At 52.9% G+C, this 25,503-nt stretch carries 32 protein-coding genes; 26 read left to right on the plus strand and 6 right to left on the minus strand.

All coding sequences use genetic code 11. From position 1 onward, the window contains the following. Positions 1–402 precede the first annotated feature (402 nt). Positions 403–1,677, plus strand: a complete 1,275-nt coding sequence (locus P9B68_RS05095) for an esterase/lipase family protein (RefSeq protein ID WP_277668561.1) — start codon at positions 403–405, stop codon at positions 1,675–1,677. A gap of 36 nt (positions 1,678–1,713) precedes the next feature. On the opposite strand, the gene P9B68_RS05100 is transcribed toward P9B68_RS05095, so the two are convergent. Continuing rightward, entirely contained in the window at positions 1,714–2,232 is a 519-nt protein-coding gene (locus tag P9B68_RS05100; RefSeq protein WP_135659629.1) for an O-acetyl-ADP-ribose deacetylase, read from the minus strand. A 277-nt stretch (positions 2,233–2,509) separates the two neighbouring features. Between P9B68_RS05100 and P9B68_RS05105 the strand changes: the two genes are divergently transcribed. Together P9B68_RS05105 and P9B68_RS05110 are read left to right on the plus strand one after the other, a co-directional pair. Continuing rightward, positions 2,510–2,659 (plus strand): hypothetical protein, encoded by a 150-nt coding sequence (locus P9B68_RS05105; RefSeq protein WP_167875186.1) that lies wholly within the window; start codon positions 2,510–2,512, stop codon positions 2,657–2,659. A 28-nt stretch (positions 2,660–2,687) separates the two neighbouring features. Beyond that, positions 2,688–2,897 (plus strand): heavy-metal-associated domain-containing protein, encoded by a 210-nt coding sequence (locus P9B68_RS05110; protein WP_135659627.1) that lies wholly within the window; start codon positions 2,688–2,690, stop codon positions 2,895–2,897. Between the two features lie 137 nt (positions 2,898–3,034). Here P9B68_RS05110 and P9B68_RS05115 read toward each other — a convergent pair whose 3' ends face one another. From P9B68_RS05115 to P9B68_RS05135, 5 genes are all read right to left on the minus strand, one after another. Continuing rightward, positions 3,035–4,171 (minus strand): toxic anion resistance protein, encoded by a 1,137-nt coding sequence (locus P9B68_RS05115; RefSeq protein WP_135659625.1) that lies wholly within the window; start codon positions 4,169–4,171, stop codon positions 3,035–3,037. Between the two features lie 46 nt (positions 4,172–4,217). Continuing rightward, complete coding sequence (locus P9B68_RS05120) at positions 4,218–4,928, minus strand: 5-bromo-4-chloroindolyl phosphate hydrolysis family protein (protein ID WP_330686072.1); 711 nt, start codon at positions 4,926–4,928, stop codon at positions 4,218–4,220. Beyond that, entirely contained in the window at positions 4,847–5,437 is a 591-nt protein-coding gene (locus tag P9B68_RS05125) for a hypothetical protein (RefSeq protein ID WP_277668562.1), read from the minus strand. Before P9B68_RS05125 ends, P9B68_RS05120 begins: the two co-directional genes overlap by 82 nt. Before the next feature lie 279 nt (positions 5,438–5,716). Continuing rightward, positions 5,717–5,935, minus strand: coding sequence for a hypothetical protein (locus tag P9B68_RS05130; protein ID WP_277668563.1), 219 nt, complete (start codon positions 5,933–5,935; stop codon positions 5,717–5,719). Between the two features lie 100 nt (positions 5,936–6,035). Beyond that, positions 6,036–7,415 carry a hypothetical protein gene (locus P9B68_RS05135; RefSeq protein ID WP_277668564.1) on the minus strand — a complete coding sequence of 460 codons (1,380 nt, stop codon included), beginning with the start codon at positions 7,413–7,415 and terminating at the stop codon, positions 6,036–6,038. Between the two features lie 795 nt (positions 7,416–8,210). On the opposite strand from P9B68_RS05135, the gene P9B68_RS05140 reads away from it, so the two are divergent. The 23 genes from P9B68_RS05140 to P9B68_RS05250 all read left to right on the plus strand — a co-directional run bounded on the left by P9B68_RS05140 (position 8,211) and on the right by P9B68_RS05250 (position 25,489). Continuing rightward, positions 8,211–9,029 (plus strand): ParA family protein, encoded by an 819-nt coding sequence (locus P9B68_RS05140; protein WP_277668565.1) that lies wholly within the window; start codon positions 8,211–8,213, stop codon positions 9,027–9,029. Next, positions 8,986–9,915, plus strand: coding sequence for a ParB/RepB/Spo0J family partition protein (locus P9B68_RS05145; RefSeq protein WP_277668566.1), 930 nt, complete (start codon positions 8,986–8,988; stop codon positions 9,913–9,915). The genes P9B68_RS05140 and P9B68_RS05145 overlap by 44 nt, the downstream gene beginning before the upstream one ends. Positions 9,916–9,981: 66 nt before the next feature. Next, positions 9,982–10,923, plus strand: coding sequence for a DUF6017 domain-containing protein (locus P9B68_RS05150; RefSeq protein WP_277668567.1), 942 nt, complete (start codon positions 9,982–9,984; stop codon positions 10,921–10,923). Between the two features lie 55 nt (positions 10,924–10,978). Then, a complete protein-coding gene (locus P9B68_RS05155) occupies positions 10,979–11,344 on the plus strand; it encodes a DUF7768 domain-containing protein (protein ID WP_277668568.1) in 366 nt (121 codons plus the stop codon). A gap of 3 nt (positions 11,345–11,347) precedes the next feature. After that, positions 11,348–11,554, plus strand: coding sequence for a hypothetical protein (locus tag P9B68_RS05160; RefSeq protein ID WP_277668569.1), 207 nt, complete (start codon positions 11,348–11,350; stop codon positions 11,552–11,554). A gap of 24 nt (positions 11,555–11,578) precedes the next feature. After that, positions 11,579–12,286: a Flp pilus assembly protein CpaB gene (gene cpaB / locus P9B68_RS05165; RefSeq protein ID WP_277668570.1), complete on the plus strand. Its 708-nt coding sequence runs from the start codon at positions 11,579–11,581 to the stop codon at positions 12,284–12,286. Beyond that, on the plus strand, positions 12,283–12,981 hold the full coding sequence (locus P9B68_RS05170; protein ID WP_277668571.1) for a hypothetical protein: 699 nt from the start codon (positions 12,283–12,285) through the stop codon (positions 12,979–12,981). The genes cpaB and P9B68_RS05170 overlap by 4 nt, the downstream gene beginning before the upstream one ends. Further along, positions 12,978–14,396, plus strand: coding sequence for an ATPase, T2SS/T4P/T4SS family (locus P9B68_RS05175; protein WP_277668572.1), 1,419 nt, complete (start codon positions 12,978–12,980; stop codon positions 14,394–14,396). The genes P9B68_RS05170 and P9B68_RS05175 overlap by 4 nt, the downstream gene beginning before the upstream one ends. Continuing rightward, complete coding sequence (locus P9B68_RS05180) at positions 14,393–15,292, plus strand: type II secretion system F family protein (RefSeq protein ID WP_277668573.1); 900 nt, start codon at positions 14,393–14,395, stop codon at positions 15,290–15,292. Before P9B68_RS05175 ends, P9B68_RS05180 begins: the two co-directional genes overlap by 4 nt. 12 nt (positions 15,293–15,304) lie before the next feature. Beyond that, the gene (locus tag P9B68_RS05185; RefSeq protein ID WP_277668574.1) at positions 15,305–16,186 is read left to right on the plus strand and encodes a type II secretion system F family protein; all 882 of its coding nucleotides are present in this window, start codon (positions 15,305–15,307) and stop codon (positions 16,184–16,186) included. Positions 16,187–16,200: 14 nt separating this feature from the next. Beyond that, positions 16,201–16,428, plus strand: coding sequence for a hypothetical protein (locus tag P9B68_RS05190; RefSeq protein WP_277668575.1), 228 nt, complete (start codon positions 16,201–16,203; stop codon positions 16,426–16,428). 14 nt (positions 16,429–16,442) lie between these two features. After that, complete coding sequence (locus P9B68_RS05195) at positions 16,443–16,883, plus strand: DUF4320 family protein (RefSeq protein ID WP_277668576.1); 441 nt, start codon at positions 16,443–16,445, stop codon at positions 16,881–16,883. Beyond that, positions 16,880–17,323 (plus strand): hypothetical protein, encoded by a 444-nt coding sequence (locus tag P9B68_RS05200; RefSeq protein WP_277668577.1) that lies wholly within the window; start codon positions 16,880–16,882, stop codon positions 17,321–17,323. The genes P9B68_RS05195 and P9B68_RS05200 overlap by 4 nt, the downstream gene beginning before the upstream one ends. After that, the gene (locus P9B68_RS05205; RefSeq protein WP_277668578.1) at positions 17,313–17,741 is read left to right on the plus strand and encodes a prepilin peptidase; all 429 of its coding nucleotides are present in this window, start codon (positions 17,313–17,315) and stop codon (positions 17,739–17,741) included. Before P9B68_RS05200 ends, P9B68_RS05205 begins: the two co-directional genes overlap by 11 nt. Positions 17,742–17,752: 11 nt before the next feature. Next, a complete protein-coding gene (locus tag P9B68_RS05210) occupies positions 17,753–18,880 on the plus strand; it encodes a stalk domain-containing protein (RefSeq protein WP_277668579.1) in 1,128 nt (375 codons plus the stop codon). A 15-nt stretch (positions 18,881–18,895) separates the two neighbouring features. After that, positions 18,896–20,221, plus strand: a complete 1,326-nt coding sequence (locus tag P9B68_RS05215; RefSeq protein WP_277668580.1) for an autotransporter outer membrane beta-barrel domain-containing protein — start codon at positions 18,896–18,898, stop codon at positions 20,219–20,221. Between the two features lie 98 nt (positions 20,222–20,319). Next, the gene (locus tag P9B68_RS05220) at positions 20,320–20,811 is read left to right on the plus strand and encodes a PcfB family protein (protein ID WP_277668581.1); all 492 of its coding nucleotides are present in this window, start codon (positions 20,320–20,322) and stop codon (positions 20,809–20,811) included. Continuing rightward, a complete protein-coding gene (locus P9B68_RS05225; protein WP_277668582.1) occupies positions 20,808–22,598 on the plus strand; it encodes a VirD4-like conjugal transfer protein, CD1115 family in 1,791 nt (596 codons plus the stop codon). Before P9B68_RS05220 ends, P9B68_RS05225 begins: the two co-directional genes overlap by 4 nt. A gap of 43 nt (positions 22,599–22,641) precedes the next feature. After that, a complete protein-coding gene (locus P9B68_RS05230) occupies positions 22,642–22,857 on the plus strand; it encodes a Maff2 family mobile element protein (RefSeq protein WP_277668583.1) in 216 nt (71 codons plus the stop codon). Between the two features lie 61 nt (positions 22,858–22,918). Beyond that, entirely contained in the window at positions 22,919–23,716 is a 798-nt protein-coding gene (locus tag P9B68_RS05235; protein ID WP_277668584.1) for a DUF6674 family protein, read from the plus strand. Between the two features lie 117 nt (positions 23,717–23,833). Beyond that, a complete protein-coding gene (locus P9B68_RS05240) occupies positions 23,834–24,643 on the plus strand; it encodes a VirB6/TrbL-like conjugal transfer protein, CD1112 family (protein ID WP_407932268.1) in 810 nt (269 codons plus the stop codon). 15 nt (positions 24,644–24,658) lie between these two features. After that, positions 24,659–25,066, plus strand: a complete 408-nt coding sequence (locus P9B68_RS05245; protein ID WP_277668586.1) for a hypothetical protein — start codon at positions 24,659–24,661, stop codon at positions 25,064–25,066. After that, complete coding sequence (locus P9B68_RS05250) at positions 25,067–25,489, plus strand: PrgI family protein (RefSeq protein ID WP_277668587.1); 423 nt, start codon at positions 25,067–25,069, stop codon at positions 25,487–25,489. Positions 25,490–25,503: the final 14 nt, after the last annotated feature.

Here is a 25,503-nt window from a genome sequence, read left to right on the forward strand (position 1 = left end):
GGTCCTGGCCGGTCAAACTTCGCTTCTGCTCTGCGTTTTCGCGGCTTCGGCTTTGTTTTTCCGTTTGCGCCTTCCGTAAGGCGCTTGACTATAATACCAAATCCAGCCCTTTTAGTCAACCCCTTTTTTAAAATTTTTTAATTTTTTTTGATTTTTTCTTTAAGAATCGGAACCGAAGTGATTTTATCTCCGGCAATCTATCCTTCTAGTACAAAAGTTAAACACTATTCTTACAACTACATTTTTCATTTTATCAAATTACGGATTTTGTCTAAAAAACGTCATAAGCCCTGACAAGAAAGGATATTATTTTCGTGTAAGAAATAAATGCAAAAGGGGATGGTCGTATGGCTGCATGAATCACCCTTACCGAATAAAGAAAAATTTGAAAGGGTGAAATTCATGAAGAAACACATAGCAAAACTTCTTGTATTGGTATTTGCTCTGACTAGCGTCTTTTATTTTCCGCTAAATCAAGCCTACGCAAAGGAAACCGAACAGGCGCATTATCCCATCGTGATGGTTCACGGCCTTTTCGGCTGGGGCAACAATGAAATGAGGGATATTTATTATTGGGGAGGCTCCAACAGCTTACGGGAGTGGTTGTGCGACAAGGGATACGCCGTATATACTCCTACCATCGGGCCGATTTCAAGCAACTGGGACCGGGCATGCGAGCTTTACGCTTACCTGAAAGGCGGTACGGTGGACTACGGCAAAGCGCATGCCGAAAAATACGGGCATGCTAGATACGGCCGCACTTACCCTGGGATTTATAAAGAGTTTGGGGAAACAACCGCTTCCGGCGATATCCGCAAAATCAACCTGATCGGCCACAGCATGGGTGGGCAGACCATCCGCACCCTTGTACAATTACTGGAAAACGGAAGCGCTGACGAGAAAAGGGTAACCCCAGCCGACGAATTAAGCCCGCTGTTTAGCGGCGGCAAGTCGTGGGTAAACAGCGTTACCACCATTGCCACCCCGCACGACGGCAGCCAGGTCGCCCATGAAAAATACCAAATGGAACCGCTGATTAACCAGTTTTATGCGGCCTGGGCGGCAAAGAACGGCGCCGCTGTTGACCCCTCCGAAGCAAACATTGATTTCCAGTTGGATCAGTGGGGGCTAAAAAGGAACAAAGGGGAATCCTACGCCAGCTATTATAAGCGCGTTATGAAAAGCAACCTGTGGAAAAAGACAAAGGATTTGAGCGTTTGGGATCTTTCGCCCGAAGGCGCAGGAGAACTGAACGCCTGGGTGCACGCGCAGAGCGACGTTTACTACTTCTCCATCGGCTGTCTTGACACTCATGAATCCCCTATCACGGGATATCAGGTACCGAATTCCAATATGAGCAACGCTTTAAGGAGATCCTCCATCTTTATGGGCCGTTACACAAACGACCACCCCGGCGAAGTTCCCATTGACCGCTCATGGTGGAAAAACGACGGGATCGTAAGCGTGATCTCGTCCTCCAGCCCGAAGGTTTACTCGAAAGACACAGAGACGGATTATAACGGCCACCCCGAAAAAGGAGTTTGGAATTACATTGAAACGATTGATAATGTTGATCATTTTGAAATTGTTCAAATGAAACAGGACCATACGGAATTATTGAACAAGTATCTGAAGCTGGTCAAAATGCTTGACGGGCTTCCAATGGACGCCGAATAAAATGCACCCGGGAGGTATTATTCCGCCCGGGTGCGTTCATATTGCCATCGTTTCCTTTTTAAATGCCTCGTCGTAAACAGCTTTTGTATTGGAATCAAAGCAGACCATAAAAACTTCTTCGATCCCTTTGTGATCCCGGCAATAATCCAATATGGTTTTTACCGCGATTTCCGCCGCCAGCTTCAGCGGAAAACGATACACGCCCGTGCTGATGGACGGGAAGGCGACTGAGCAACAATGGTTTTGCGCCGCCAGCGAAAGACAGGAGCGGTAGCAACTTTGCAGAAGTTCCGGCTCCCCATTGTTCCCGCCGTGCCATACCGGCCCCGGCGTATGAATCACGTATTTCGCGGGAAGACGGTAACCCTTCGTAATTTTTGCCTGCCCGGTTTCACAGCCGTGAAACGTCCGGCATTCCGCAAGAAGCTCCGGCCCCGCCGCGCGATGGATGGCGCCGTCCACGCCCCCGCCGCCCAATAAAGAAGTATTGGCCGCGTTTACGATGGCATCGGTGCGCATTTTCGTGATATCTCCCTGAACGATTTGGAAACGCATGAAATCCCCCCTTATTGCGCCTTAATCCGGGAAAGCTGATTGATATTCTATATTTTATATCTTCCGGATACGAAACTGCAAGTGCAAACAAAACACAGCCGATTCTTTTGGACGATTTATTTTCAACGGATTCTTTTGAAAATGTGGAAAACAGGCTCTGCTGTTCATACAGAAAGCGCCCCACCTTTACAGGTCTTGCACAAAAATTTGCATAAATTTTAAGTTTCCGGAAATACTAAATTGCGGAGCAGAAGGCTTTTAGGAAAGGAATAAAACGATGGACAATAATAAAAACCGAATGAAAGACAGAGGAAAAAACAACCCCGAACTGCGCAGAATGAAGCCGAGGGAAAATGCGGACGCAGGCATCTGCAACGGGCGCAAAATCGGGACGCACAGCGCGGGGCATGAAAAAAATGGTGGTTAAATTCATAAAATACAGGGAGGGCGATTTAATGAACACCGTATTATGCAGTGTTTCCGGAATTCAGAACAAAGAAGGCAAAACCCAGATTAAAAACGCGCTGAATAAACTGAAAGGCGTTCAAGAGGTTGGCGTGAATCTGTCGACGGGCACCGTTAAGGTAGATTACAACGAACCCGCGACTGAGCTGGAAATCAAAAACTGCATCGAGCACACCGGATTTAAAATTGAATACGAATAACTTCGGAATCCAAGGCTGAAAAGCCGCAAATGCCTGATAGATACAAATGTGATACTCCCCCTTGCCGGCAAAAGAATCGGCAAGGGGGAGTTTGATCTGTAATGGCTTTTCTATAAATAAATTTCGAATTTCAAAATTCAGCGCAGCTGCAGGAGCTTGTTTTTCAGATCCGTTTCTAGCTTTCGAAGCTCCTGCTCGGCCTGCGCGCGCTTCTCGCGGCTTTCCTTCTGGATTTGCATGACCTCGTCCAGCGTAGCGATGAGCGACTCGTTGGTATGCTTTAATGTTTCAATATCCACAATGCCGCGCTCGGATTCCTTCTGTGTTTCAATGGTTGCCATTTTCAACGCATCCGCGTTCTTGCGCAGAAGGGCGTTCGTCATATCGGTAACCTCACGTTGCGCTTTCGCGGCCTGTGTGGAATGCTCCACCCCCAGCGCCAGCACCATCTGGCTTTTCCAGAGAGGGATGGTATTGACAAGGGTGGACTGGATTTTTTCGCTCATCGTCAAATCGTTATTCTGTATCAAACGGAGCTGCGGCGCCATCTGAATGGAAATCACACGCGTCAAATCCAAGTCATGCAGCTTCTTTTCAAAGCGGTCGCACATATTGGAAAGGTCGTTTGCGGCCTGTGCGTCCTCCGGCAAGCCGGAAGCCTGCGCCTTGCGCTGTAAGGCGGGCAAATCGTTTGAGCGCACCTGTTGCAGCTTCTTTTTTCCGGCAAGCAGATACATGGACAGCTCTTTAAAATACGTCTTATTGATCTCATACATTTTATCCAGAACAGAGATATCCTTCAAAAGCTGTACCTGATGCGCTTCCAGCGCTTCGCAGATTTGGTCCACATTGGCTTCCGCCTTTGCATAGCGTGCTTTCAGAGCCATTATACGGTTTCCCCCGCGCTTAAAGCGCGCAAAGAAGCCCTTATCCTTTTCATCCACTTCAAAACTCTTCAGCTCCGTTACTACGTTGGCGAGCATCTGCCCGACTTCGCCCAAATCCTTAGTACGCACATTTTCCAACGCGCTCTCGGAAAAATCCGCGATTTTTTTCTGAGCTCCCACGCCGTATTGCAAAATCTGATTGCTGTTTGTCAGATCGATCTTCGCGGCAAATTCCTCCACCATCTTCTGTTCGGCAGGGGTAAGCTGCGGCTCCGGTACTTTCCCGAATTCGGAATCTGCCGGCTCAAGAACCGTCTGCGCGGAAACAGGCTGCTCGGGGGACGGCTCAAGGGTAAGCTCAAGAGCAGGGATCTCGTTCTGATTCATAGTAAACCTCCATTACCCATTTATGATGTTTTAGGATTGCGTTCTTTTACGAAAGCTTACTGCCCGACGTTTTTTCAAAATCGTTTCCGGTAAGGCCTTCCTGCTTCAGCATCGTTTCCAAAGTGGAAATATCCGCAGAAATATCAAGCGCCTCGTCGGCAAAAAGGGAATCCAGCAAATTCGCAAACGCTACATTGACGGTATCCAGCGCCCGCTCGATTTCCTGCTTCGCCTTCGTAATGTTTTCCCCCTGTACCGGCTGTGTTTCAAACTCTTCGTAAGCCTTCACCAGCTTCAGAGTCGTGGGCATATAATACCGCATAAAGCGACGGATATCCGGCAGCTTTTCAGGATGCTGCCGAACACAGTCAAAAATACGGGCTGTGACGTTTTCAAGCTTGTCCAGCTTTACCGAAATGATTTCACCCGGAAGGGCGTCGTTTACGGCGCGAATCTGCCGCAAATACCCGTTGCCTTCTTCTATCGCAGTCAAAAGCTCGGTTTCCTTCGGATCCGCCTGTTTTTTCTCTTCTTCGGCCCTCGCTTCCTCCATACGGGCGGCATATTCCCTTTCCGCCTGTAAAAACTCGTTATAGGTTTCGTCATTCACCATAAAACAGGTTTCATCGCGGTCAAAATGCCCCTGCGGGCAGGCTCCGCTGGAAATCATCTTTTTCAGGTCTTTTTTTGTACGCTCCGGCGTTTCCCCCGCGATGTCGGAAAGCTTGTCGATTGAGCAGAACACCGCGCCGCCCATCGCGTCGCGGTAGCGCGCAAAGCGGCGGGCGCGGCGGCGCAAAGCAATCCCACATAGCCCATCAGCCCGAAAGAGGCAGCCGTAAAGGAAACCAGAACCCAGGCGGCTGCAATGAAATGCGACAATGCAATCGAACCGGTGGCTCCTACGATAAAAACCGCAATGTCTGCGATCAGAAACGGTATGCCGAGGGAGGCTCCGACAATTGAACAGACAAGGCCGGAAATGCTGCCCGGCATCCTGCTGCGAAAACCGGAATAAACCGGCGGTCCAAAATCACCCGATCCTTTCGGAGGGGTTCCAACCGGTTTGGTATTTTGCGGGTAAGGATAAGGCGGGCGGCGCACAGCTTGTTTCAAATCTTCGAAAATTTCATTTCCATAGTCCGTAAATTGCCGAACGCCGTCGTCAACCGCACGGCCAAGTTCTTCAAAATTGCCGGAACGGACAGCGCGCCGTACAGCACGGCTGACTTCTTTTCCGATATGTTTGTAAGATCTGTTGCGCATGGCTTCCTCCAGAAAACCCGCTGTGCTGCCTGTGCACAGGCGTACAATTTTCTTCATTATAAATCATTTTAAATGAAATAACAACTTCCCCGTTTTTATTTTCTTCTTTAATTCCATTCGTCCGCACCAAGGTCTTGGTGGCTTAACTCCCACTCAAGTCGCTGGAGCTAACTACAATCCCAATGTCAAAAACTTGTTTTCTTTAGCTTCTTCATGAAATCTTGTGCTTTTTTGCGGATACTGTTCTGATCAAGCGTTTTTGTAACGCCACCGTCTAATTTAGCCTAAAGCAAATCTTTGGTAGATTGTAAAATCAAATTGAACACATAAGAAATCCATAATGGTAGGAATTTCTGTTAGGGAACCTCTGAATAAATGGCCAATATCTTCAATTTCACTCAGACTGACCCCACCAAAAATGGTGTTTTCCGCCGTTTCAACTCCATTTTCTCTCGTGCGCCCGTCAAAAAGGCGCGCTGTGCCCTTGTCAGGTTCCACGGAGACTTCGCCCGGCCAGTACGAGAGCATACAGATTGGCGCAGGCAAACATGGCATACAGCCGGTATCTTAAGATTAAGTCAGAGGTTCCCTAAATGTTTTACATACAGGGCGTACGGCAAGTTTGGAGAAGTTCTACCTCTATATTTGCGGCAGCAGGAATGTTTTCTGTGCCCTCGTAAACAAGATTCTCAATATCTTTCGGAGATACATTTGTTATTGTGTTAACAACAGAAGCCTTAGTTACTGAACTTGAAACAAGAGAGTAACTAATCGTTTTTTCAAAACTTCCATTTGAAGGAACCGTAGCGTTCCTGCAAATAATATCAATGCCAACAGGTCCTTCAATATTAGTATTCAAAGGTATGGGTGTAAGAGTATCAGCAAAATATGCTTCACACCCGTTGAAACTCGAGAAATTAACCGTTACCCCAAAAGGTATTTGCATGCGATCAAATATATCAATAACTACATTCGGCGAATTACCGACACTTGAAATTGTCATCTTAAAGATTCCCATACTGCCATTGACGGAGCAGCATTTATCGGCACTAAGTTTTACAACATTCAAAGTTGTTCCACACAAATCTGCTGATTTCGTACCTTCCGCAGCGGCACGTGCTGTATTGCTTATTAAATAACCACCGGGGCTGCTGATTGCGACAACAGGAATCGAATAAGTTATAACAACTCTTCCGCCCGGTTCGATTGTTCCAATGTTTCCAAATATTTTTACTTGTCCTGTTGTGCTGGTATCTACATTGAGGGAAGACGGAGATACTGTAATAGATCCTATTGATAATTGCGAAGGAATTGTTATTACATCTTCAAATTCCACAAGGCTCAAAACACCTTTACCAACATTATCTACATGGACCTCATATTCAAATGAAGCCTGATTGTTACTGATAATAGTGCCACATTCTTTTGATACGAGCAGTTGTCCTTTTGGTACACACCCAGGGACAATAAAGCAGCCGGTGCATGCAAATTTATAAACAACAGTTGCAGCTTTAACACTTATTGGCTGAACTGCTTCAGGGTAATCTCCAATTATGCGTATCCTGTATTCGACACAAAGGCCTTTATCATACCTGCCGCCTGTTTCAATCTTCAGAAACTGAAAACCAGTAGGGGCCGAGCCGAAATTCGGATCATTCTGAATGAGTTCAAACGGCACAGTATTAAAGTCACCGCAGCCATCAATTTTCTCTTCCACGGTGATATTTATTGCATTAATTTCGAGACAAATAGGAATTCCAATTGCGCTTATTCCTCTTGTTGCGCTATTGCAATCAATTGAAAATTTATACGTCCAAAATGATGCGTTGAGAGCAAGAACAAAGGCAGGGTTGTTGACTACTGAACCATCGGGCAGGGTTTGACACTTCGGTTGAACGACAGTTATCCCAGTTTGCGTACCACAACAGCATATATTTGAATACGGCGAACAGTTGCACGGCTGTGCTGGCAAAGCCATAATATCACTCCTTAAAGTTGTTTAATAGCCATAAAAATAGCTCTAGGTTATTTTATGCGCATTGATAACGAGCGGTTACTTGTTATTTCCTGAGACTGTTCTGGCCTAGCGTTTTTGTAACGCCACCGTCTAATTAAGAAGCGGTTTTCCTTTTCAGCTTCTTCTAATTGCAGCCGCAGCTTGCGAACTTCCTGCATAAGTTCGTATTCGTTTTTGGCTTCATCATTATTCCGGCATTTCTTCACGGTAGTTGTAAACCCAATTTGATATGGTGGCTTTGGAAACGCCGGCGCATTGTCCTCTCCTTTTCTTCCTGTACTATACCATATTTAGGGAAAGGCGTTACAATTTTACTATACTCGGACAAGAATCACCCAACATATAAATCATATCACACTTATGATAGCATTAATGATAAACAAATTGGTAAAATAATAAACAAGTTTAAAGAGTAGCAGAAAAAGGCCTCCCAATTATGAGAGGCCTTTTTCATTTATATATAACTATGATACTAAAAAATTTAAAGCTGAGGCTTTTGCTAAAGCAGCCCCAGCTTTTTAATGCGCAAACAATTCGCTATTATGTAGAAATAAACGGCAATCCATTAAATCAGATTGCCGTTTATTTGGTGCGAGTGTTCTTATAGCATTTTTTTGAAAAACACAGTAATATCAATGGTTTGATGGCAATCACAAAGCAGTATTTACATCTAAAAATCGAATAATTTCGGCTTACGTTGAGGGCGTCCCATGAAAAAGGGACGTCCTTTTGCTATTTAGGGAGGTGAAAGATCACATGACCAATGTAATTGCCGTTGCCAACCAAAAGGGCGGCGTAGGCAAGACCACAACCTGCGCCAATCTTGGCATCGGGCTGGCACAGGAAGGGAAAAAGGTGCTGCTGGTGGACAGCGACCCGCAAGGCTCCCTGTCAATCAGCCTGGGCAATCCCCAGCCCGATCAACTGTCCGTGACACTGGCGACGATCATGGGCAAGGTGCTGAACGAAGAACCCATCGTCCCCGGTGAGGGCCTTCTGCATCATAACGAGGGCGTCAATCTCATGCCCGCCAATATAGAGCTTTCCGGCATGGAGGTTTCGCTCGTCAACGCCATGAGCCGCGAAAAGGTTTTGAAGCAATATCTGGACGGCGTGAAGCGTCAGTACGACTATGTGCTGCTGGACTGTATGCCCTCTCTGGGGATGCTCACCGTCAACGCGCTGGCCGCAGCCGACAGCGTGCTCATTCCCGTTCAGGCGCAGTATCTACCGGCCAAGGGCCTCGAACAGCTTTTACAGACGATCAACAAGGTTCGGCGGCAGATCAATCCAAAGCTCAAAATCGACGGTATTCTGCTGACGATGGTGGACAGCCGTACCAACTACGCCAAGGAAATCAGCGCCCTGCTGCGGGACACCTACGGCTCAAAGTTGAAAGTGTTCGACGTGGAAATTCCCCACTCCGTCCGCGCCGCCGAAATCAGCGCGGAGGGCAGGAGTATTTACGCGCACGACCCGAAGGGTAAAGTTGCCGAGGCGTACCGAGAGCTTACAAAGGAGGTGTTGAAGATTGAAAAGCAGCGCCAAAAACATAAGTCTGAACAGCTACGATGATATTTTCTCCACGGAGGAAACCCGCGAGGACGCCAAGCGGGAAAAAGTTATGGATATGCCGCTTTCGGAGCTGTACCCGTTCCCTGACCATCCGTTTCAGGTACGGGATGATGATTCCATGAAAGAAACCGTGGAGAGTATCAAGGAATACGGCGTGTTGGTTCCCGCCATTGTCCGTCCCCGCGCGGACGGCGGCTATGAGCTGATTTCCGGCCACCGGCGCAAACACGCCTGCGAGCTGGCGGGGCTTCCCACTATGCCGGTGATCGTCCGCGATCTGGACGATGATGCCGCGACCATTATCATGGTTGACAGCAATATTCAGCGTGAAAACATTCTGCCGAGCGAACGGGCCAAAGCCTACAAAATGAAGCTGGATGCGATAAAGCGGCAGGCTGGCCGACCATCGAAAGAAAATTCGCCGCAAGTTGCGGCGAATTTCCGAAGTGATGATGAAGTAGCGAAAGGAGCCAATATCAGCGGTGATACTGTGCGCCGATATATCCGGCTGAACGAGCTGACACCGCAACTTCAGCAGATGGTGGACGACAAGAAAATCGCCATGACACCCGCCGTGGAGCTGTCGTACCTCAAACCGGAGGAACAGACGCTTTTGCTGGACACCATCGAAAGTGAACAGGCCACCCCTTCGCTCTCCCAGGCCCAGCGTCTCAAAAAGTTCAGCGCGGAGGGGCATTTGAACGAGGACAGTATGCTGGCGATCATGTCCGAAGAAAAGAAACCGGAGAAAAACGATCTCACCATCGCGGGAGATAAGGTCCGAAAATACTTCCCGAAATCCTATACGCCCCAGCAGATGGAACAGGTCATTCTCCGGCTTTTGGAGGGCTGGCAGAAAAAGCGGCAGCGGGATCAGGAACGGTAAAATAACCGGCGTTTCAGGCGTTCCGAAAGGAGCGCCTTTTTCATGCCCGCACGGAGGTGATCGAGCATGGGCGAACAACGCTTTGACTACCATTACGGGAACGAGGCGGAGCAGTACAGCTTTTACCGCATCCCGAAAATCCTGATCGTAGACGACCGCTTCAAGGGCCTTTCCACCGACGCGAAGCTCCTGTACGGCCTCATGCTCGACCGCATGAGCCTGTCCGTGAAAAGCGGCTGGTTTGACGAGGAAAACCGGGTGTTTATCCATTTTGCCTTAAACGACATCATGGAACAGCTCAACTGCCAGCACGGAAAAGCCGTCAAGCTCCTTGCGGAACTGGACGACACAAAGGGAATCGGCCTCATTCGCCGGGTAAAACAGGGGCAGGGACGGCCCGCAAAAATCTATGTGATGAAAGCGGCGACCCCTGCCCAGCCGAGACTTCCGAATAACGGAAATCAAGACTTCTCAAAACCGGAACTCCAGACTGCCGAAAATCGGAAGTCAAGACTTCCGAAAACAGGAAGTGCAGACTTCCCCAAATCGGAACGTAATAATACTGAGAGAAATAATACTGATTTGAGCGATACTGATCGATCTATCCATCCGGCGCTGGGCGCTTCGGATTCGATGGATGTGGATGAATTGAGGCAGACAGTCAAAGAAAATATCGACTACGACATTCTTCTTCAGGACCACCGATACGAACGGGACAGGCTGGATGAAATTGTTGACCTCATCGTGGAAACGCTCTGTTCCACCAAGCCCACGATCTGCGTTTCCGGCGACGATTTCCCCGCTGCGCTGGTCAAGGAAAAGCTCCTAAAGCTGGACAGCCAGCACATTGAGTACGTTTTTGAGTGTCTGGACAAGAACACCACCTACGTCCGGAACATCAAGAAATATCTGCTGGCGACGCTGTTCAACGCGCCCAGCACCATAGACAGCTATTATTCAGCCCTGGTCAACCACGACCTGTACGGCGACGGCTCACGCGGACGGTAAGCGTCCGGCGCGGGCCGTTTTGTATTTCACAAAAATCTGAAAGGAGACAATTTACATGAAAAGACCTCTCGCTTACATCACGGCCCCCTGGGGCGCGGATGAAATTGAGAACACTGAGGACGCGGCCCGGTACTGCCGCAAGGTGTACGACGCTGGCTTTACGCCGATTTGCCCGCTGCTGTTCCTGCCGCTGTTTTTGAATGATGAAATCCCGCAGGAGCATAAGGACGGCATCGACATTGGCCGCGACTTCCTGCGCCGCTCCCATGTGCTGGTGGTCTGCGGCAGGACCGTGGACGAATCCATGAAAAACGACATCGCCGTCGCGGAGCGGCTGCGGATCACGGCCACCACGCTGGACGGCATCCTCACCGTCAAGGGGCAGGGCCGGGAGGAAACAAAGGGAAAGGAGTGCAAGTAAACCATGCCGGATTATCAGAAAATGTACCACTCGCTGTTCAATGACGTGACCGACACCATCTCAAAGCTCCAGCAGGCCCAGCAGAAAACCGAGGAACTATATATGGACAGCAAGGAAACCATTCTCACGCCTTTTGTGAAAAAGAGTGAGGAACTGGACAAGAAGCCCTCTCCCACAAAGAAAAAGTCACCGTCTCACGAGGAACGGTAACGGCAGAAAGCAAGGTGAATCTATTTGCTCAAACTTTTCAAAAATAAAATCTTTATCGGCGCGATGTGTCTCCTGCTGGCGGGGATACTCGCGTTTGTTTTTCTGCCCCGGCTCTACGGCGCGCAGTCCGGTACGACGGAAATCGTAAAGCTCCGGCAGACCGTGGAGAGCGGCACCGTCATCACCGACGATATGCTGACCGTCGCGGAGGTCGGTGCTTACGGCCTGCCGGATAGCGTAATCCGGGACAAGTCCGAAATCACCGGCCTTATTGCCGGGGAGACGGTCTATGCCGGGGAATATCTCTGGCGCGACTGTTTCATGACGCCGGAAGCCTACGGGCAAGGCGGGAACGGCACCGGGTACGGCCTGTCGGACGGAACCTATCTTTTGACCATCGCCCTGCCGTCCGAATCCTCCGGCCTCGCCGGTATTCTGCGGGCGGGCGACACCGTGGACGTGTACGGCTATTCGGATGAAAGCGGCTCCGCCGTGGTCAACAAGGCACTGACGGGCGTCATCGTGTACGAGGTGCTCAACGACAAGCTGGCGTCGCTGGATGATCTGGACGCCAAGCTGAAAGCAGACTCCGACGCCGATGCTTCGGATTACGACTTTGCCCCGGCCTATGTGGTGTTCGTCGTAAACGAGCAGCAGGCCGAAACGCTGATCGGGCTGGAAAAAGACAAGGCCCTGCATCTGACGCTCCGGGGAACGGAGGCGCGGCCATGAGTATTTGTGCAATCTGGGGCGCGCCGCAGTCCGGAAAGACGATGCTGGCCCTCAACCTCGCTTACGGCATCAGCCGGGGCGACAAAACCGTCTGCCTCATCTCTCCCGTGGAATACAGCGAGCTTTCCGCGCTGCTGGGCGTAAAAATCCCGGAGGAACAGAGCCTGGGGGCGGCGCTAAAGGGCAGCGCGGGTATCCGGCAGACGATGTTCCGGGTGGACGAGCTGTTCTATGTGCTGGCCATGCCGGTGACGGCCAACGCCTTTGACAACGACTATTCGGACGAGCAGATCAAGCGGCTTCTGGATATGGCGCGGCTCACCTTTGATTTCGTCCTGGTGGATTGCCCCTCCCAGCCGGACAACCTCATCGCCGCGTGGTCGCTGAACAAAGCGGATCAGGTCCTCCTTTGCGTGGGCGGTCCGGTTTCCTGCATCATGTGGCACCGGGCAAACCAAAAGGCGCTGAGGGCGGTGCGGGACAAAACCGTCTGCGTCGGCGCGGAGGTCACGCAGGCCCTTGACAGCGCCAAGCTGTATCGGCTGCTGAAATGCGCGCCGGAGATCAGAATCCCCTACATGGAGAATGCCGCCCTGCTGCAAAGCGAAGGGCGGTTTTTGTTCGGGCAGTCGGGCAAAAAAGGACGGGCCTATACCAGCGCCATCAATCAACTGTACGGGGTGATGCAATCATGAGTATCACAGCGTATGAATATCTCTCCATCCTGCAAGCGCGGGAGGCCGCGCCGGAGCAGACGCGGGAAAGCGGCGGCTTTGATTACCAAAAGCTCCTGGAAAACGTGCGCGCCGTGATTGCGGAAAAGCACTCGCAGGAGCTTTCTTCGGCGCTGGGCAGCGCGGATGCCGCCAAGACCCTGAAAACGCTGATCCTCAAATACTGTGTGGAGGCGCTGGCCGGAAAGGACTTTGACCGGGAGAGGCTGGTCGAGCGAATTTATCAGGACATGGCGGGCCTCGGCATCCTCACCGCCTATCTGTATGACCAGGATGTGGAGGAAATCAACATCAACGGCTACGACGTGGTGGAGATCAATTACCCCGATCACATCCGATACCTGTACGGAGACGAGGCGTTCCCGACGCCGACGGCGGCGCTGGACATCGTAAAGCGCATGGTGCGCATGGGCGGCGTGATTCTGGATTCCCAAATGCCCCGCGTTGACAGCTATACCGGCGACGGCACCCGCATTTCAGCCATGATCCCGCCGGTGGTGCCGCAGGATCGCGGCGTGATTGCCTCCATCCGAAAGCAGAGTAAAAGCGAGATCACCCGGCAGCAGCTTTTGGATTCCGGCTCCGCGTCGGCGGATCTACTGGATTTTCTCACTCTCTGCCTGTGCAACGGCATTTCGGTGGGGCTGGCGGGCAGCACCGGCTCCGGTAAGACCACCGACGAGGCGTTCCTCTTGAACGAGTACATCAGGAAGAATGATGATTACAACAACCGCGTGTTCGTCATCGAGGACAGCCGAGAGCTGAACCTGACCGCCTACGATACGGTCAACGACCGTCCGGCGCGGGTGCTTTACAGCGTGACCAAGGACCCGCCGAACCCGATTTCCATGCTGGATTTGATCGTCAGCTCCCTGCGGTTCCATCCGTCCCTAATCGTCCCTGCCGAGGTGCGGGACGCCGCCGCGTGGGAGGCAGCAAACGCCGGACAGACCGGGCATACCATTCTCACCGCTTTTCACGCGGACGGCGCGCAGGATGCCTACCGCCGTCTGGTGTCCATGTGCCACTTGGCACAAACCCGCTTATCCGACGAGCTTTTGCTGGAAATGTGCGCGGGCGCGTGGCCGGTCATGGTCTATAAAAAGCAGCTCAAGGATAATTCCCGCAAGTACATGGAGGTTTTCGAGGCGACGGGCGTGGAGGCCGGAAAGCTCAAGGGCCGGATGCTCTATCGGTTCATCATCCGCGCGACGGAGCGCGACGGGCATGGCCGCATTGTGAAGGTCCACGGCTCCCATCAAAAGGTGGGGACGATTTCGCCGGAACTTTTTTGCCGCCTGCGGGACAACGGAGCGCCGGAAACGGAGTTGCGCCGCCTGTTTCCCGACGCCTCCCCGGAGGTGAGTAAACCATGACCTATATCAACCTGATTTACCTTGCCGTGTTCCTGCTTACGAGCGCGGCGCTTTTCCTTTTTGGCGGCGTGGACGAAGGTTTTGCCGCCGAACGCAGGCGCGGCAAGAAAGCCGGGGCAATGAAGCTCCGGAAACAGACGGTATTCACAAGGCTTGCGCGGCTGGAGCAAAAGCGGCGCGGGCTGGTTGCGGACACCGGGATGCCAAAAACGGTTTACCGGCTGCTGACCGGCCTTGGCGCGCTGGGCGGCGCGGCCATTGGCAAGGCGTTTTTCCATGAGCTGTTCTTTGCCGTGGCGGTCGGCATCCTGGGCGCGCTTGCTCCGTTGCTCTATCTCGGCTACAAGCGTACCCAGGCCAAAAGCCAGCGCGTGGAGAGGCTGCAAGGCTCTATGATGCTGCTCTCCAACTCTTATATCGTCACGGAGGACTTCGTGCAGTCCGTGCAGGACAACATTGACCTGCTGGAATATCCGGCTCCATTCCGGGATTTTCTCACCTACGTCAGCCTGATCGACGGCAACATCAAGACCGGCCTGCGCCGGATGGAGAGCCGGGTGGATAACCCCTACTTTTCGCAATGGATTGATGTGCTGCTGATGGCGCAGGATGATCGGCGCATGAAGTACGTCACCATGTCCGTGGTGGACGCGATGGCCGACGTGCATCAGGCGCAGATGGAATCGGATACCGTGATGTACGCCATCTGGCGGGAGTATTTCACCGTGCTGGCCCTCATCTTTGCCGCGCCCCTGATCTTCCGGGTTCTGATGAAGGACGCCTATCTCGTCCTCGTCACGACGCTGCCGGGGCAGGCACTGCTTGTCCTGCTGCTGGCGGCGGTGGTGTTCTCGCTGGTTCAGGCGCTGCGGCTGAATAAGCCGCTTCTTTCATAAGGGGGCGGGACGATGGCAATTACGCTTACCTTATTATTCATTGCCCTGCTGCTGTTTCTCGGCCTGAAATCGGTCTGCGCGGCATACGCGGGCGGCACGTCCGCAGGGCGTCGGACGCTCTCCAAGCTGTCCAGATGGGAACAAAAGAGGGCCGATGCCTGGGCCGCTTTCCCGCTGAAACAGCTCCTTGCTTTGACCGCCCGCCTCGTTTATCTGGATGAAGCGACGGCGGTAAAGCTCCGCAAGACGCTTTCCAAGGCGGAGCTGAACATCACGCCGCAGGAATACACGGCCCGCAAGGTTTTAACTGGCGCTTTCGGCATTTGCCTGACGGCCCTGTGCCTGCTCTCCCGTTTCTACTTCGGTATCGTCGTGGCTCTGCTGCTCACGGTCTATCTGCTGATGAGGCAGCGCGATGCCCTGAACGCAAAAGTGCGGAAAAAGGATTTTCAAATCGCGCAGGAGATGCCCCGTTTCGTGCGGACGATCTGCCGCAGCCTCCAAAGCAACCGCGATCTGGAAAGCGTGATCGGCGCATACCGGAAGGTTGCGGGGCCGGAGCTGGGCGGCGAGTTGGACATCCTGCTTGCCGAGATGAAATCCGGCAACGTCCAGACTGCCCTCCTTCATTTTGAGGACCGGCTCGGTTCACCGGAGGCGTTCCGGCTGTGCAGCGCCCTCCGGGATATGAGCCTCGGCGTCGATCAGACGGCGACGCTCAGCTATATGGCTGACGATATGGCGCGTCAGGCCAGAGAAAATGTAAAGAAAGAGCTGTCACTCAGGCCGGGAAAAATGCGCAGGACGTATTACCCGGCCATCGGCGTCTGCATCGCCATGATTTTGTATGTCCTCGTCGTGTACGTGATCCATAATCTAAATTCTATCGTGTAAAGGAGAGTTCAACCATGAAAAAAATCATTCAGTCCATCCGCAGAAAGCTCCGCGACACCGGCAACAAAGCTGCCGCCGCTCTGACAGACCGGCGCGGCGAGCTGGCTACCTCCACCATCGGCGGCATCATCGTGGGCGTGGTCATCATCGGCCTGCTCATCATTGCGATCAATCAGTTTTTTCCCAGCTTTTTCAGCGACATGTTCGACAAAATGGCCGACAAGCTGAACGGCAACTGGTAAAAAGGAGGCGCGGCATGGCGGTTGTGAATAAGATCAGAAGTCTGCTGCGGCAAAAAAAGGGCGACGAGGCGGTTTCCTTTCTGCTCACGACTGCGATGCTTGTCCTTATCTTTGTCACGCTGATTTCTGCCATGATCTACATCATGCAATACTACGACGCCAGTTACCTTTGCCGCCGTGTGGTGCGCAGCATCGAAATTACGGGCGTATACGACGAGACAGAAACCCGCGACATCATCGACCGGATGAAAAACTCCGATCTGGAGGACATTGATGTTCAGGTTGACGCTGCGTATTTCAGCGGCAAAAAAATTCAGCTTCGGCAGACCTTCAGCGTGACGCTCACCGCCAGCTACAAGATCACGATTTTGGAGCTTGGCGAAAACCCTATTGTGATGAACCTGCCGATCCGCGTGAAGGTGGCGGGGATGAGTGAGGTGTACTGGAAATCATGAAAAAGCTATGGAAAGACAGAACCGGAAGCGCCTCCATTATATTTATCGGCCTTGTGTTCTTTCTGCTGCTCATCTCCATGCTGGTCATGGAGATGGGAGCCGTCTATGAAAACTACTACGACGCGGAAACCATTTTGCAGCGGTGCTGCAACAGCGCCGTGGAAAAGAACATGTCGGACGCCTATCGCGCCGACAACATTCTGTATCTGGACGTGCAGGGGGCGACAGCCGACTTTCACCGCTACCTTTCTTCCGATTTGCCGGACAAGTACACGCTCACGGTCAAGTCCGTCACTGGCACCGCGACACACCCGGCCCTGACCGTCACGGGAACGGTCACATTCTCGACGCTGTTTCATCAGTACGGCTTTGACGACATCACCTTTCATTTCACGGTAAAGTCCACGAACTTCCGAACGGAGGGCGGCTATGATACATGACGCTCTCGTTCTGATAAACGCCGCCGCGCTGGTTTACGGCGGCGTCGCTGATTACAGACGGCGGGAGATTCCGAACGCCGTCCCCGTTCTGCTGCTCATCACCGGCATATTGGGCTTTTCCGGATTGTGGAGTATACTTGGGTTAACCGTCCCTGCCGTGCTGCTGTTTGCGGCGGCAAAGCTCACAAAAAGCGAGGTTCCGGGCGGCGACTTCAAACTGCTTTGCGCCCTCGGCTTTGCCTGCGGCCTGCGGGAACTGACCGCAATCCTGCTTCTAACCGGGATAGGCGCTGCGATCTATGGCTTCATCCGGCGTCTGCCGGTCAAGCGGCATATCCCTCTTTGCACCTACCTTGCTCCCGCATATATCGCTGTTCAGAGCATCGCATTTGTGATAGAAAAAAACTTACTATTATAAGGAGGCAGACCATGAAAAAAAGAATCTCGATCCTGCTGGCTGTCGCGTTGGTGATCGGTGCTGTCTGCATCACCGGCGCTTCCGCAACAGCCGCCAACCAAACGGCGGCAAAAAATGCCGCAGTCAGCACGGCAACAACGAAAACAGCAACAACAGTAAATAAAGTCGCCGTCCCTTCGGTGCGGGTCAACGACCGGCTCGTCAGTTTTCCCGATACCCAGCCGTACATCGACGGCAACAGCCGCACCATGATTCCGGTCCGGTTCGTGAGCGAGGCGCTGGGCGCGGACGTGAGCTGGGACGATAACACGCAGAGCGCCGTGATCTCGCTGGACGGCACGACCGTGAAGGTTCCCGTTGGCAGCAAAGCCATCTCCGTCACAAAGGACGGCAGTACCTCGACCGTGGCAATGGACACGCAGGCCGTTGTCACCGATGGCCGCACCTGCATCCCCATCCGGTTTGTCGCGGAGGCGCTGGGCGCGTATGTCGGGTACAGCAATTACTACAACACCGTGGACATCTGCCGGGAGACGCTGACCAAGGATGAAATCACCCGGCTGCGCGGCTACGACTACTGCTTATATGGCGGTTCCCGCTATGTGACAGACGAAAACGGCAAGCTGGCCGCAAATACGGACCCGCTTCTGATCGGCGGCAAGCTGTTCGCCCCCTATGCCGTCAACGCATCGTTTCTTGACGGAAAAACCGGCTACGACAACGCGCGGGAGTTCCTTCTGCGCTACAAGTATGCGGACGGTTCCCCGGTAAAGGGTTCTCTGACCGGCGTCACATGGAAGGACAGCGACGAAAATCAGGCAAGGCTCTACATGAACGAGGCGGTTGCCCTGACAAATAAGGAGTGGTCCGGAAATGGGATTACCGCCAACTTCCGGACGGATACCTCTTGTCTCTATCAGGACGATTATTACGACGGTTTTCACTATTCGTTCCGTGGCATTTTGAATCTGCACATCACGGACGCGGCGACGGAGGACGCAAAGGCAGTTCTGAAAGATATGGGCGTCAGCTATCAGCAAGAGCAGTCGGATTACTCCGTCGATTTTGAGGTAAAGGTCAGTTGCAGTTCCTCCGCTGTGGTTCTCACGGGAGGCTATCTGCTTTCAGAAAATCAGTAACGGGAGGTAATAAAATTGAAAAAGCGCAGGAACATACTGAGCGTATGCCTTGCCATGCTGCTTGTGTTTTCGATGGCGACCCCGGCTATGGCCGTGGTTTCGTCAAAAGATCAGTCCTCCTTATCGAAAGCGCAGCAGTCGGCGGTACAAAAGGCAACGAATGATTTTAACAATGCCAAATCCAGAGGCGACACGGCGGGAATGGCAGCGGCACACGCGGCGGCGGAGGCCGTCCGCAATTCATCCGGTTATTCCGGAGGTTCAGACGGCTCCGGCAGCACCTCAAAGAGTTCCAGCTCCAAGGTTGACGGCACCACGCATTCCTCCGCTTCCAACGCATCGGACTATAACAAAGAAGCGGATAACACCGCATCATCTGGCAACTATTCCTCGACCGGCCATACTGCTAAAGATCAGCAGAATATGGCCGGTCTTTCTAATGCCGATACCGAAACTATCGCGTGGCTGGAAGATTTATATTCGGCTTCCAGTAAATCCGGCGACACGGCGACGGCCAAGGCGGCTCACTCCGCAGCCGAAGCCCTGCGCAACGCCTACGGCTATTCCGGCGGCGCAGACGGCGGGTACTACTACAAGGACAACAGCAGCAATCCCGGCAAAAGCACTCCTTCCGGCGGCGGCAACTCTAACCCCGGAGGCGGCAGAGATGACGGCGGGACCCCGGCCGGAAATTACACCTTCTATAATATCACCGCGTCTGCCGGGGCGGGCGGCAGCATCAGCCCCAGCGGAACCACCACGCTGGTCAAGGGCGACAGCAAGACATTTTCCATCACACCCAGCTCCGGGTATAAGATTTCCGGCGTAAAGGTGGACGGCGCGTCCGTGGGCGCGGTATCGTCCTACACCTTCAGCAACATCACGTCGGGCCATACGATCAGCGCCGAGTTCGCGTCCAACGCATCGGTGTCGGTGGGCGGCGCTGCCCTGGGCGACGGCGGTTCCGGTACGCTGAAATCGGGGAACGCGACGAAAAGCGGGTACGGCGTGACCGCCAATGTGTCCGTAGCGGCCTCCTACGTCAGCGACGTCACAGTGACGGCCAGCTACAGCTTCACGTCTGCCAAAACGGTTTCGTTGGAAAACACCGGCGGCGCATGGCAGTTCCCTGTGAATGGCACCAGCGTCACGGGCGCGCGGAAAATCTACATCCCCGTGGAAACCCCGGACGACACCTATACGATCACTTTCCACATCAAGGCGCTTGACCCCCAGGCCACGGCGCTGACCGGCTCCAACGTCTACCTGACCGCAACGAAAAGCGTCACGCTCACGATTAAGGGAAGCATGTATGAAGATGATTTCACAGGCAATTCCTGATGGAAAGTAAGCAACATTTATAAGGAAAACGGGCGGCGGGCTTTTTCAGTCCGCCGCCTTTCTCTTTCCTCAATCCCGCATGACAGGAGGTGGTCGGTATGCAGGAAGAAGTAGAAAGCCGCTCCGTAACGCTCATCATCAGCAGCGCGAAGCTGACCGCGCGCGTCCTCAAAGCGGCGATTGCCAAGTATCTGGCGCACCGCAAGGACAAAAAAATTGCAAAGGCCCGCGCCGGTTCCGTGGTTCCCCACGGCAAACAGTCGGTGAAAGAGCTTGTCGGGCAGAACGCGGGCGTGTCCAATCTGGAAATCACCGACAGCAACATCAAATCCTTTGACCGCGTGGCGCGGAAATACGGCGTGGACTACGCGGTCAAAAAGGACCGCAGCGTGTCGCCGCCCAAATATCTTGTCTTTTTCAAGGCGCGGGACGCGGACGCGCTCACCGCTGCTTTCACCGAGTTTACCGCAAAAACGATATACAGGGCGAAAAGGCCCTCGGTCCTCTCGCGGCTCCAGCAGTTCAAAGAGCTGGTCAAAGCGAATACCATCGACCGCGTGAAGCACAAGGAACAGGAGCGGACGCGATGAACGTAAAAACAAAAAAGCTGCTCCTGATGAATCTGCCATATCTGTTCGTCGCGTTGTTTGCCACCAAGTTTGGGCAGGCGTGGCGGCTGGCCGCAGGCGCGGACGCTTCAAAAAAGCTCCTGCACCTGATGGACGGCCTCACCGCCGCTTTTTCCTCTCCGCTGCCCAGCTTCCATCCGGCTGATTTGGCCGTGGGCGTTCTTCTCGCCGCCGCCCTCCGGCTGGCGGTCTACGTCAGAGGCCGGAACGCCAAGAAGTTCCGCAAAAACGTGGAATACGGCTCCGCTCGCTGGGGCAAGGCCGAGGACATCAGGCCGTACATCGACCCCGTTTTTGAAAACAACGTCATTCTCACGCAGACGGAACGGCTCACCATGAACAGCCGACCCAAAAACCCAAAAACGTCCCGAAATAAAAACGTCCTCATCGTCGGCGGCTCCGGTTCCGGCAAGACAAGGTTTTTCATCAAGCCCAATCTAATGCAGTGCGATTCCAAGGACTACCCGACCAGCTTTGTTGTTACGGACCCGAAAGGCAGCATCGTTGTGGAGTGCGGAAAGCTCCTGCGGCGCAGGGGCTACCGCATCAAAATCCTCAACACCATCAATTTCAAAAAGTCCATGAGATACAATCCTTTCGCGTACATCCATTCGGAAAAAGACATTTTGAAGCTGGTCACGACGCTGATCTCGAACACCAAGGGAGAGGGCAAGGCCGGGGATGATTTTTGGATAAAAGCCGAGACGCTTTTGTATACGGCGCTCATCGGTTACATCCACTATGAGGCTCCGGTTGAGGAACAAAATTTTGCCACGCTGATTGAATTTATCAACGCCTCCGAGGTCCGAGAGGACGATGAGGAATTCAAAAATCCCGTGGATCTCATGTTTGAGGAATTGGCAAAAGAAAAGCCGAATCACTTCGCCGTCCGGCAATATAAAAAGTATAAATTGGCGGCGGGCAAAACAGCAAAAAGCATCTTGATTTCCTGCGGCGCAAGGTTAGCCCCCTTCGATATTCAGGAGCTTCGGGACCTGACAGCCTACGACGAGCTGGAGCTTGACACCCTGGGCGACCACAAAACGGCCCTGTTCATTATCATCTCGGACACGGACGACACGTTTAATTTTTTAGTTTCGATGGCCTACACCCAGCTTTTCAATCTGCTGTGCGAAAAGGCCGACGATGTGTACGGCGGCAGGCTTCCCGTGCATGTGCGATGCCTGATCGACGAATGCGCGAACATTGGTCAGATACCCAAGCTGGAAAAGCTCATGGCCACCATCCGCAGCCGTGAAATCTCGGCTTGCCTTGTCTTGCAGGCACAAAGTCAGCTCAAATCTTTGTATAAGGACAACGCCGACACAATCATCGGCAACTGTGACTGCTCTATTTTCCTCGGCGGCAAAGAGCCGACCACGCTCAAGGAGCTTGCCGCAGCCCTGGGCAAAGAAACCATTGATACGTTTAACACCGGAGAAAGCCGGGGCCGCGAGGTTTCCCACAGCCTCAATTATCAAAAATTGGGGAAGGAATTGGCTTCGGTCGATGAACTGGCCGTCCTCGATGGAGGCAAGTGCATTCTCCAGCTTCGCGGCGTTCGCCCCTTCCTCTCGGACAAGTACGACATCACCCAGCATCCGAACTACAAGTACCTGTCCGACTACGATTCTCGCAACGCTTTCGACATTGAAAAGTACCTGTCAACAAGGCTCAAACCAAAACCGGACGATGTGTTCAACGCCTATTCCGTTGACCTCTCCGGTGAACCAAAGGCCGCAGAATAGCGGCCTTTTTCATAGATACAACTGAAAAAATGGAGGTAACATTATGAGTTTTTTCAATTCCGCAGTAGACGTCATGCAAACGCTCGTGATCGCGCTCGGCGCGGGCCTCGGTATTTGGGGCGCAATCAACCTTATGGAAGGATATGGAAATGATAATCCGGGCGCGAAATCGCAAGGCATTAAGCAGCTCATGGCGGGCGGCGGCGTTATCCTGATCGGCGTTACGCTGGTTCCGCTGCTCTCCGGCCTGTTTAGCTGATTCCGACAGAAATACACTCCGCGCCCTCCGTGCGTGGGGGCGCGGGAAAGGAGATGATCGCATGGAAAACACGATAACCACGGCTGTACCGCTGCTGGAAAACGAGTACGTCAAGGAGCTTTTCACCATCATGGAGGCCAACCGTGCGCCAACCGCCAAGGACTTGCTTGCCATACTCAATCAGGTGGGGGCGATGGAGCGCCAGCTCGACGCGGCGGTCACGGAGTTGGCCGCACTGCGCCGGGAACTGAACGCCGCGCGGGAACAGCCCCATTCCGTGAAAACCGTGCTGCAAAATACAGGCGCGGCTATGGAAAAAAGCGTGACCGTTGTCCGTGACCGGCTGGATTCCATGAAACAGACGGTAATTGAGGGCTGTAAAAACGCCGTAGACGCTTTCCGGGAGAAAGGAATTTCCGCACTGAACAATATTACCCGCTTTTTTAAGCTGCGTCCCATGCTGGAAAGTATACGCGGCGAACTGAACAAGGGCATCCGGTCCGGCAGATCAGCGGTGGATAGGATTGAAAGCATGAGCACGGAGTACCATGAGGCCGGACGCCATATCAAGAATATGGGACGGACCCTGATGGGAAAAGAGGCCGCTGCCGAAGTAAAGCCTGCGGGAAAGCTGGCAAAATCGCTGATGGCTCCGTTCAGAGCGGAGCTGTCCTGCTTCTCAGCGATGAAAGGCAGCGTTGAAAAGGCGCTTTCCCGGTTGGACACGCTGGAACAGGCGGCACAGCGAAAGCCCTCCGTTCAGAAGAATATCCAGGCTCTCAGCGAAAAACTTGCACGGGAAGAAAAATCCGTGCCTGCCGCCGAGAAGCCCCGGCCTGTGTCTCATGAGGCGCGTTAGGTACTGTTCGGGCCGCATCACGGTGAAAAAAGGCGGCGGGAAAGGAGGTGATGCCGTTTGGATCTCATCAAGCAGCAAATTACCGAATGGCTGAAAGAAATACTCGTCGGCGGTATTATGAACAACCTGTCCGGCATGTTCGACAATGTAAATCAGCGCGTGGGAGAAATCGCCTCACAGGTGGGAACGACGCCCCAGGCATGGAATACCGGCATTTACAATATGATCCGAAACCTGTCCGAAAACGTCATGATGCCGATTGCCGGTCTGATTCTCGCGTTTGTGATGACGCTGGAGCTGATCCAGATCGTCACCGACAAGAACAATTTTCATGACATCGAAACGGCGGTTTTCTTCCGCTGGATTTTCAAAACGGCCTGTGCCATCCTCATCGTGACCAATACATGGAACATCGTTATGGGTGTGTTCGACGTGGCGCAGAGCGTGGTAAACAACGCGGCTGGCCTGATCGTTTCGGATACGTCCATCGACATCAGCGCCATCACAACAGATCTGGAAGCGCGGCTCATGGCAATGGACATCGGCCCCCTGTTCGGGCTGTGGTTCCAGAGTATCTTTGTGGGCATTACCATGTGGGCGCTGACGATCTGCATTTTCATTATCGTGTACGGGAGAATGATTGAAATCTATTTGGCCACGTCCATCGCGCCGATCCCGATGGCAACGATGATGAATCGGGAATCGGGCGGCATGGGGCAGAATTATCTCCGCTCCCTGTTCGCGCTGGGCTTTCAGGGTTTTCTCATTATCGTCTGCGTGGCAATCTACGCCGTTTTGGTGCGGGGCATCGCCGTGGACACGGATGTCAGCAAGGCAATCTGGACGTGCATGGGCTATACGGTGCTGCTGTGCTTTACCCTTTTCAAGACCGGAAGCCTTGCAAAATCAATTTTCAACACGCATTGACGGAGGTGAACTACAATGCAGGATAAATTACAGGAGCTTCTTGACCGGCTGGACGCCAATCTTGAGGATTTTCGGAAAACGTGGGAATCCAGCGATAAGGCAAAGCTGATCGACGGTTCCCGTGAGATCACCGCGATTAAGGATGCCCATTATTATCTGACCGAAAGCCACGGCTTTGAACCGGAGGAAATCGACTATCTTCTCCTGTTTGAAAACCCCTTGCAGGTTGTGGCCGACAAATGGCTGGAGCGCACGGAGGATTTGAGCGATTTCAGTTTTGCGCTTGATGAGGTGTTCGACAAAAAAGATGCGCTCCGGGATTACGAACTGAAAGAAAAGCCGTCCGTGTTGGAACGGCTCCGGAACAGCGCTGGGGCTGCTGTGAGAACAGAGCGTCCGGCAAAGGAACGGGGGGCGCGATAAATGGCCTATGTTCCCGTTCCCAAGGACCTGACCGCCGTGAAAACGAAGGTCCTGCTCAACTTAACAAAGCGGCAGCTTATCTGTTTCGGCGGCGGTGCTCTCATCGGCATCCCGCTTTTCTTTTTGCTCAAAGGACCGGCAAACCTGAGCGCCAGCGGCGCTTCTCTCTGCATGGTGCTCGTCATGCTGCCGTTTTTCCTCATGGCCGTCTATGAAAAAAACGGCCTGCCTATGGAAAAGATCGTCCGCAATATCGTGCGGGTTCTGTTCCTGCGACCCAAGCAGCGGCCCTATCAGACCAACAACTATTACGCCGCCCTGACGCGGCAATTCCAACTGGACAAGGAGGTAAACGACATTGTTCGGAATACACAAAAAAGTAGTACGGCAAAAGGGAAAGCTCCAAGAAAAAGATGCGGTTAAGGCACATTTTCATG

The sequence above is a fragment of the Caproiciproducens galactitolivorans genome (assembly GCF_029266045.1).
Taxonomy (GTDB): domain Bacteria; phylum Bacillota; class Clostridia; order Oscillospirales; family Acutalibacteraceae; genus Caproiciproducens; species Caproiciproducens galactitolivorans.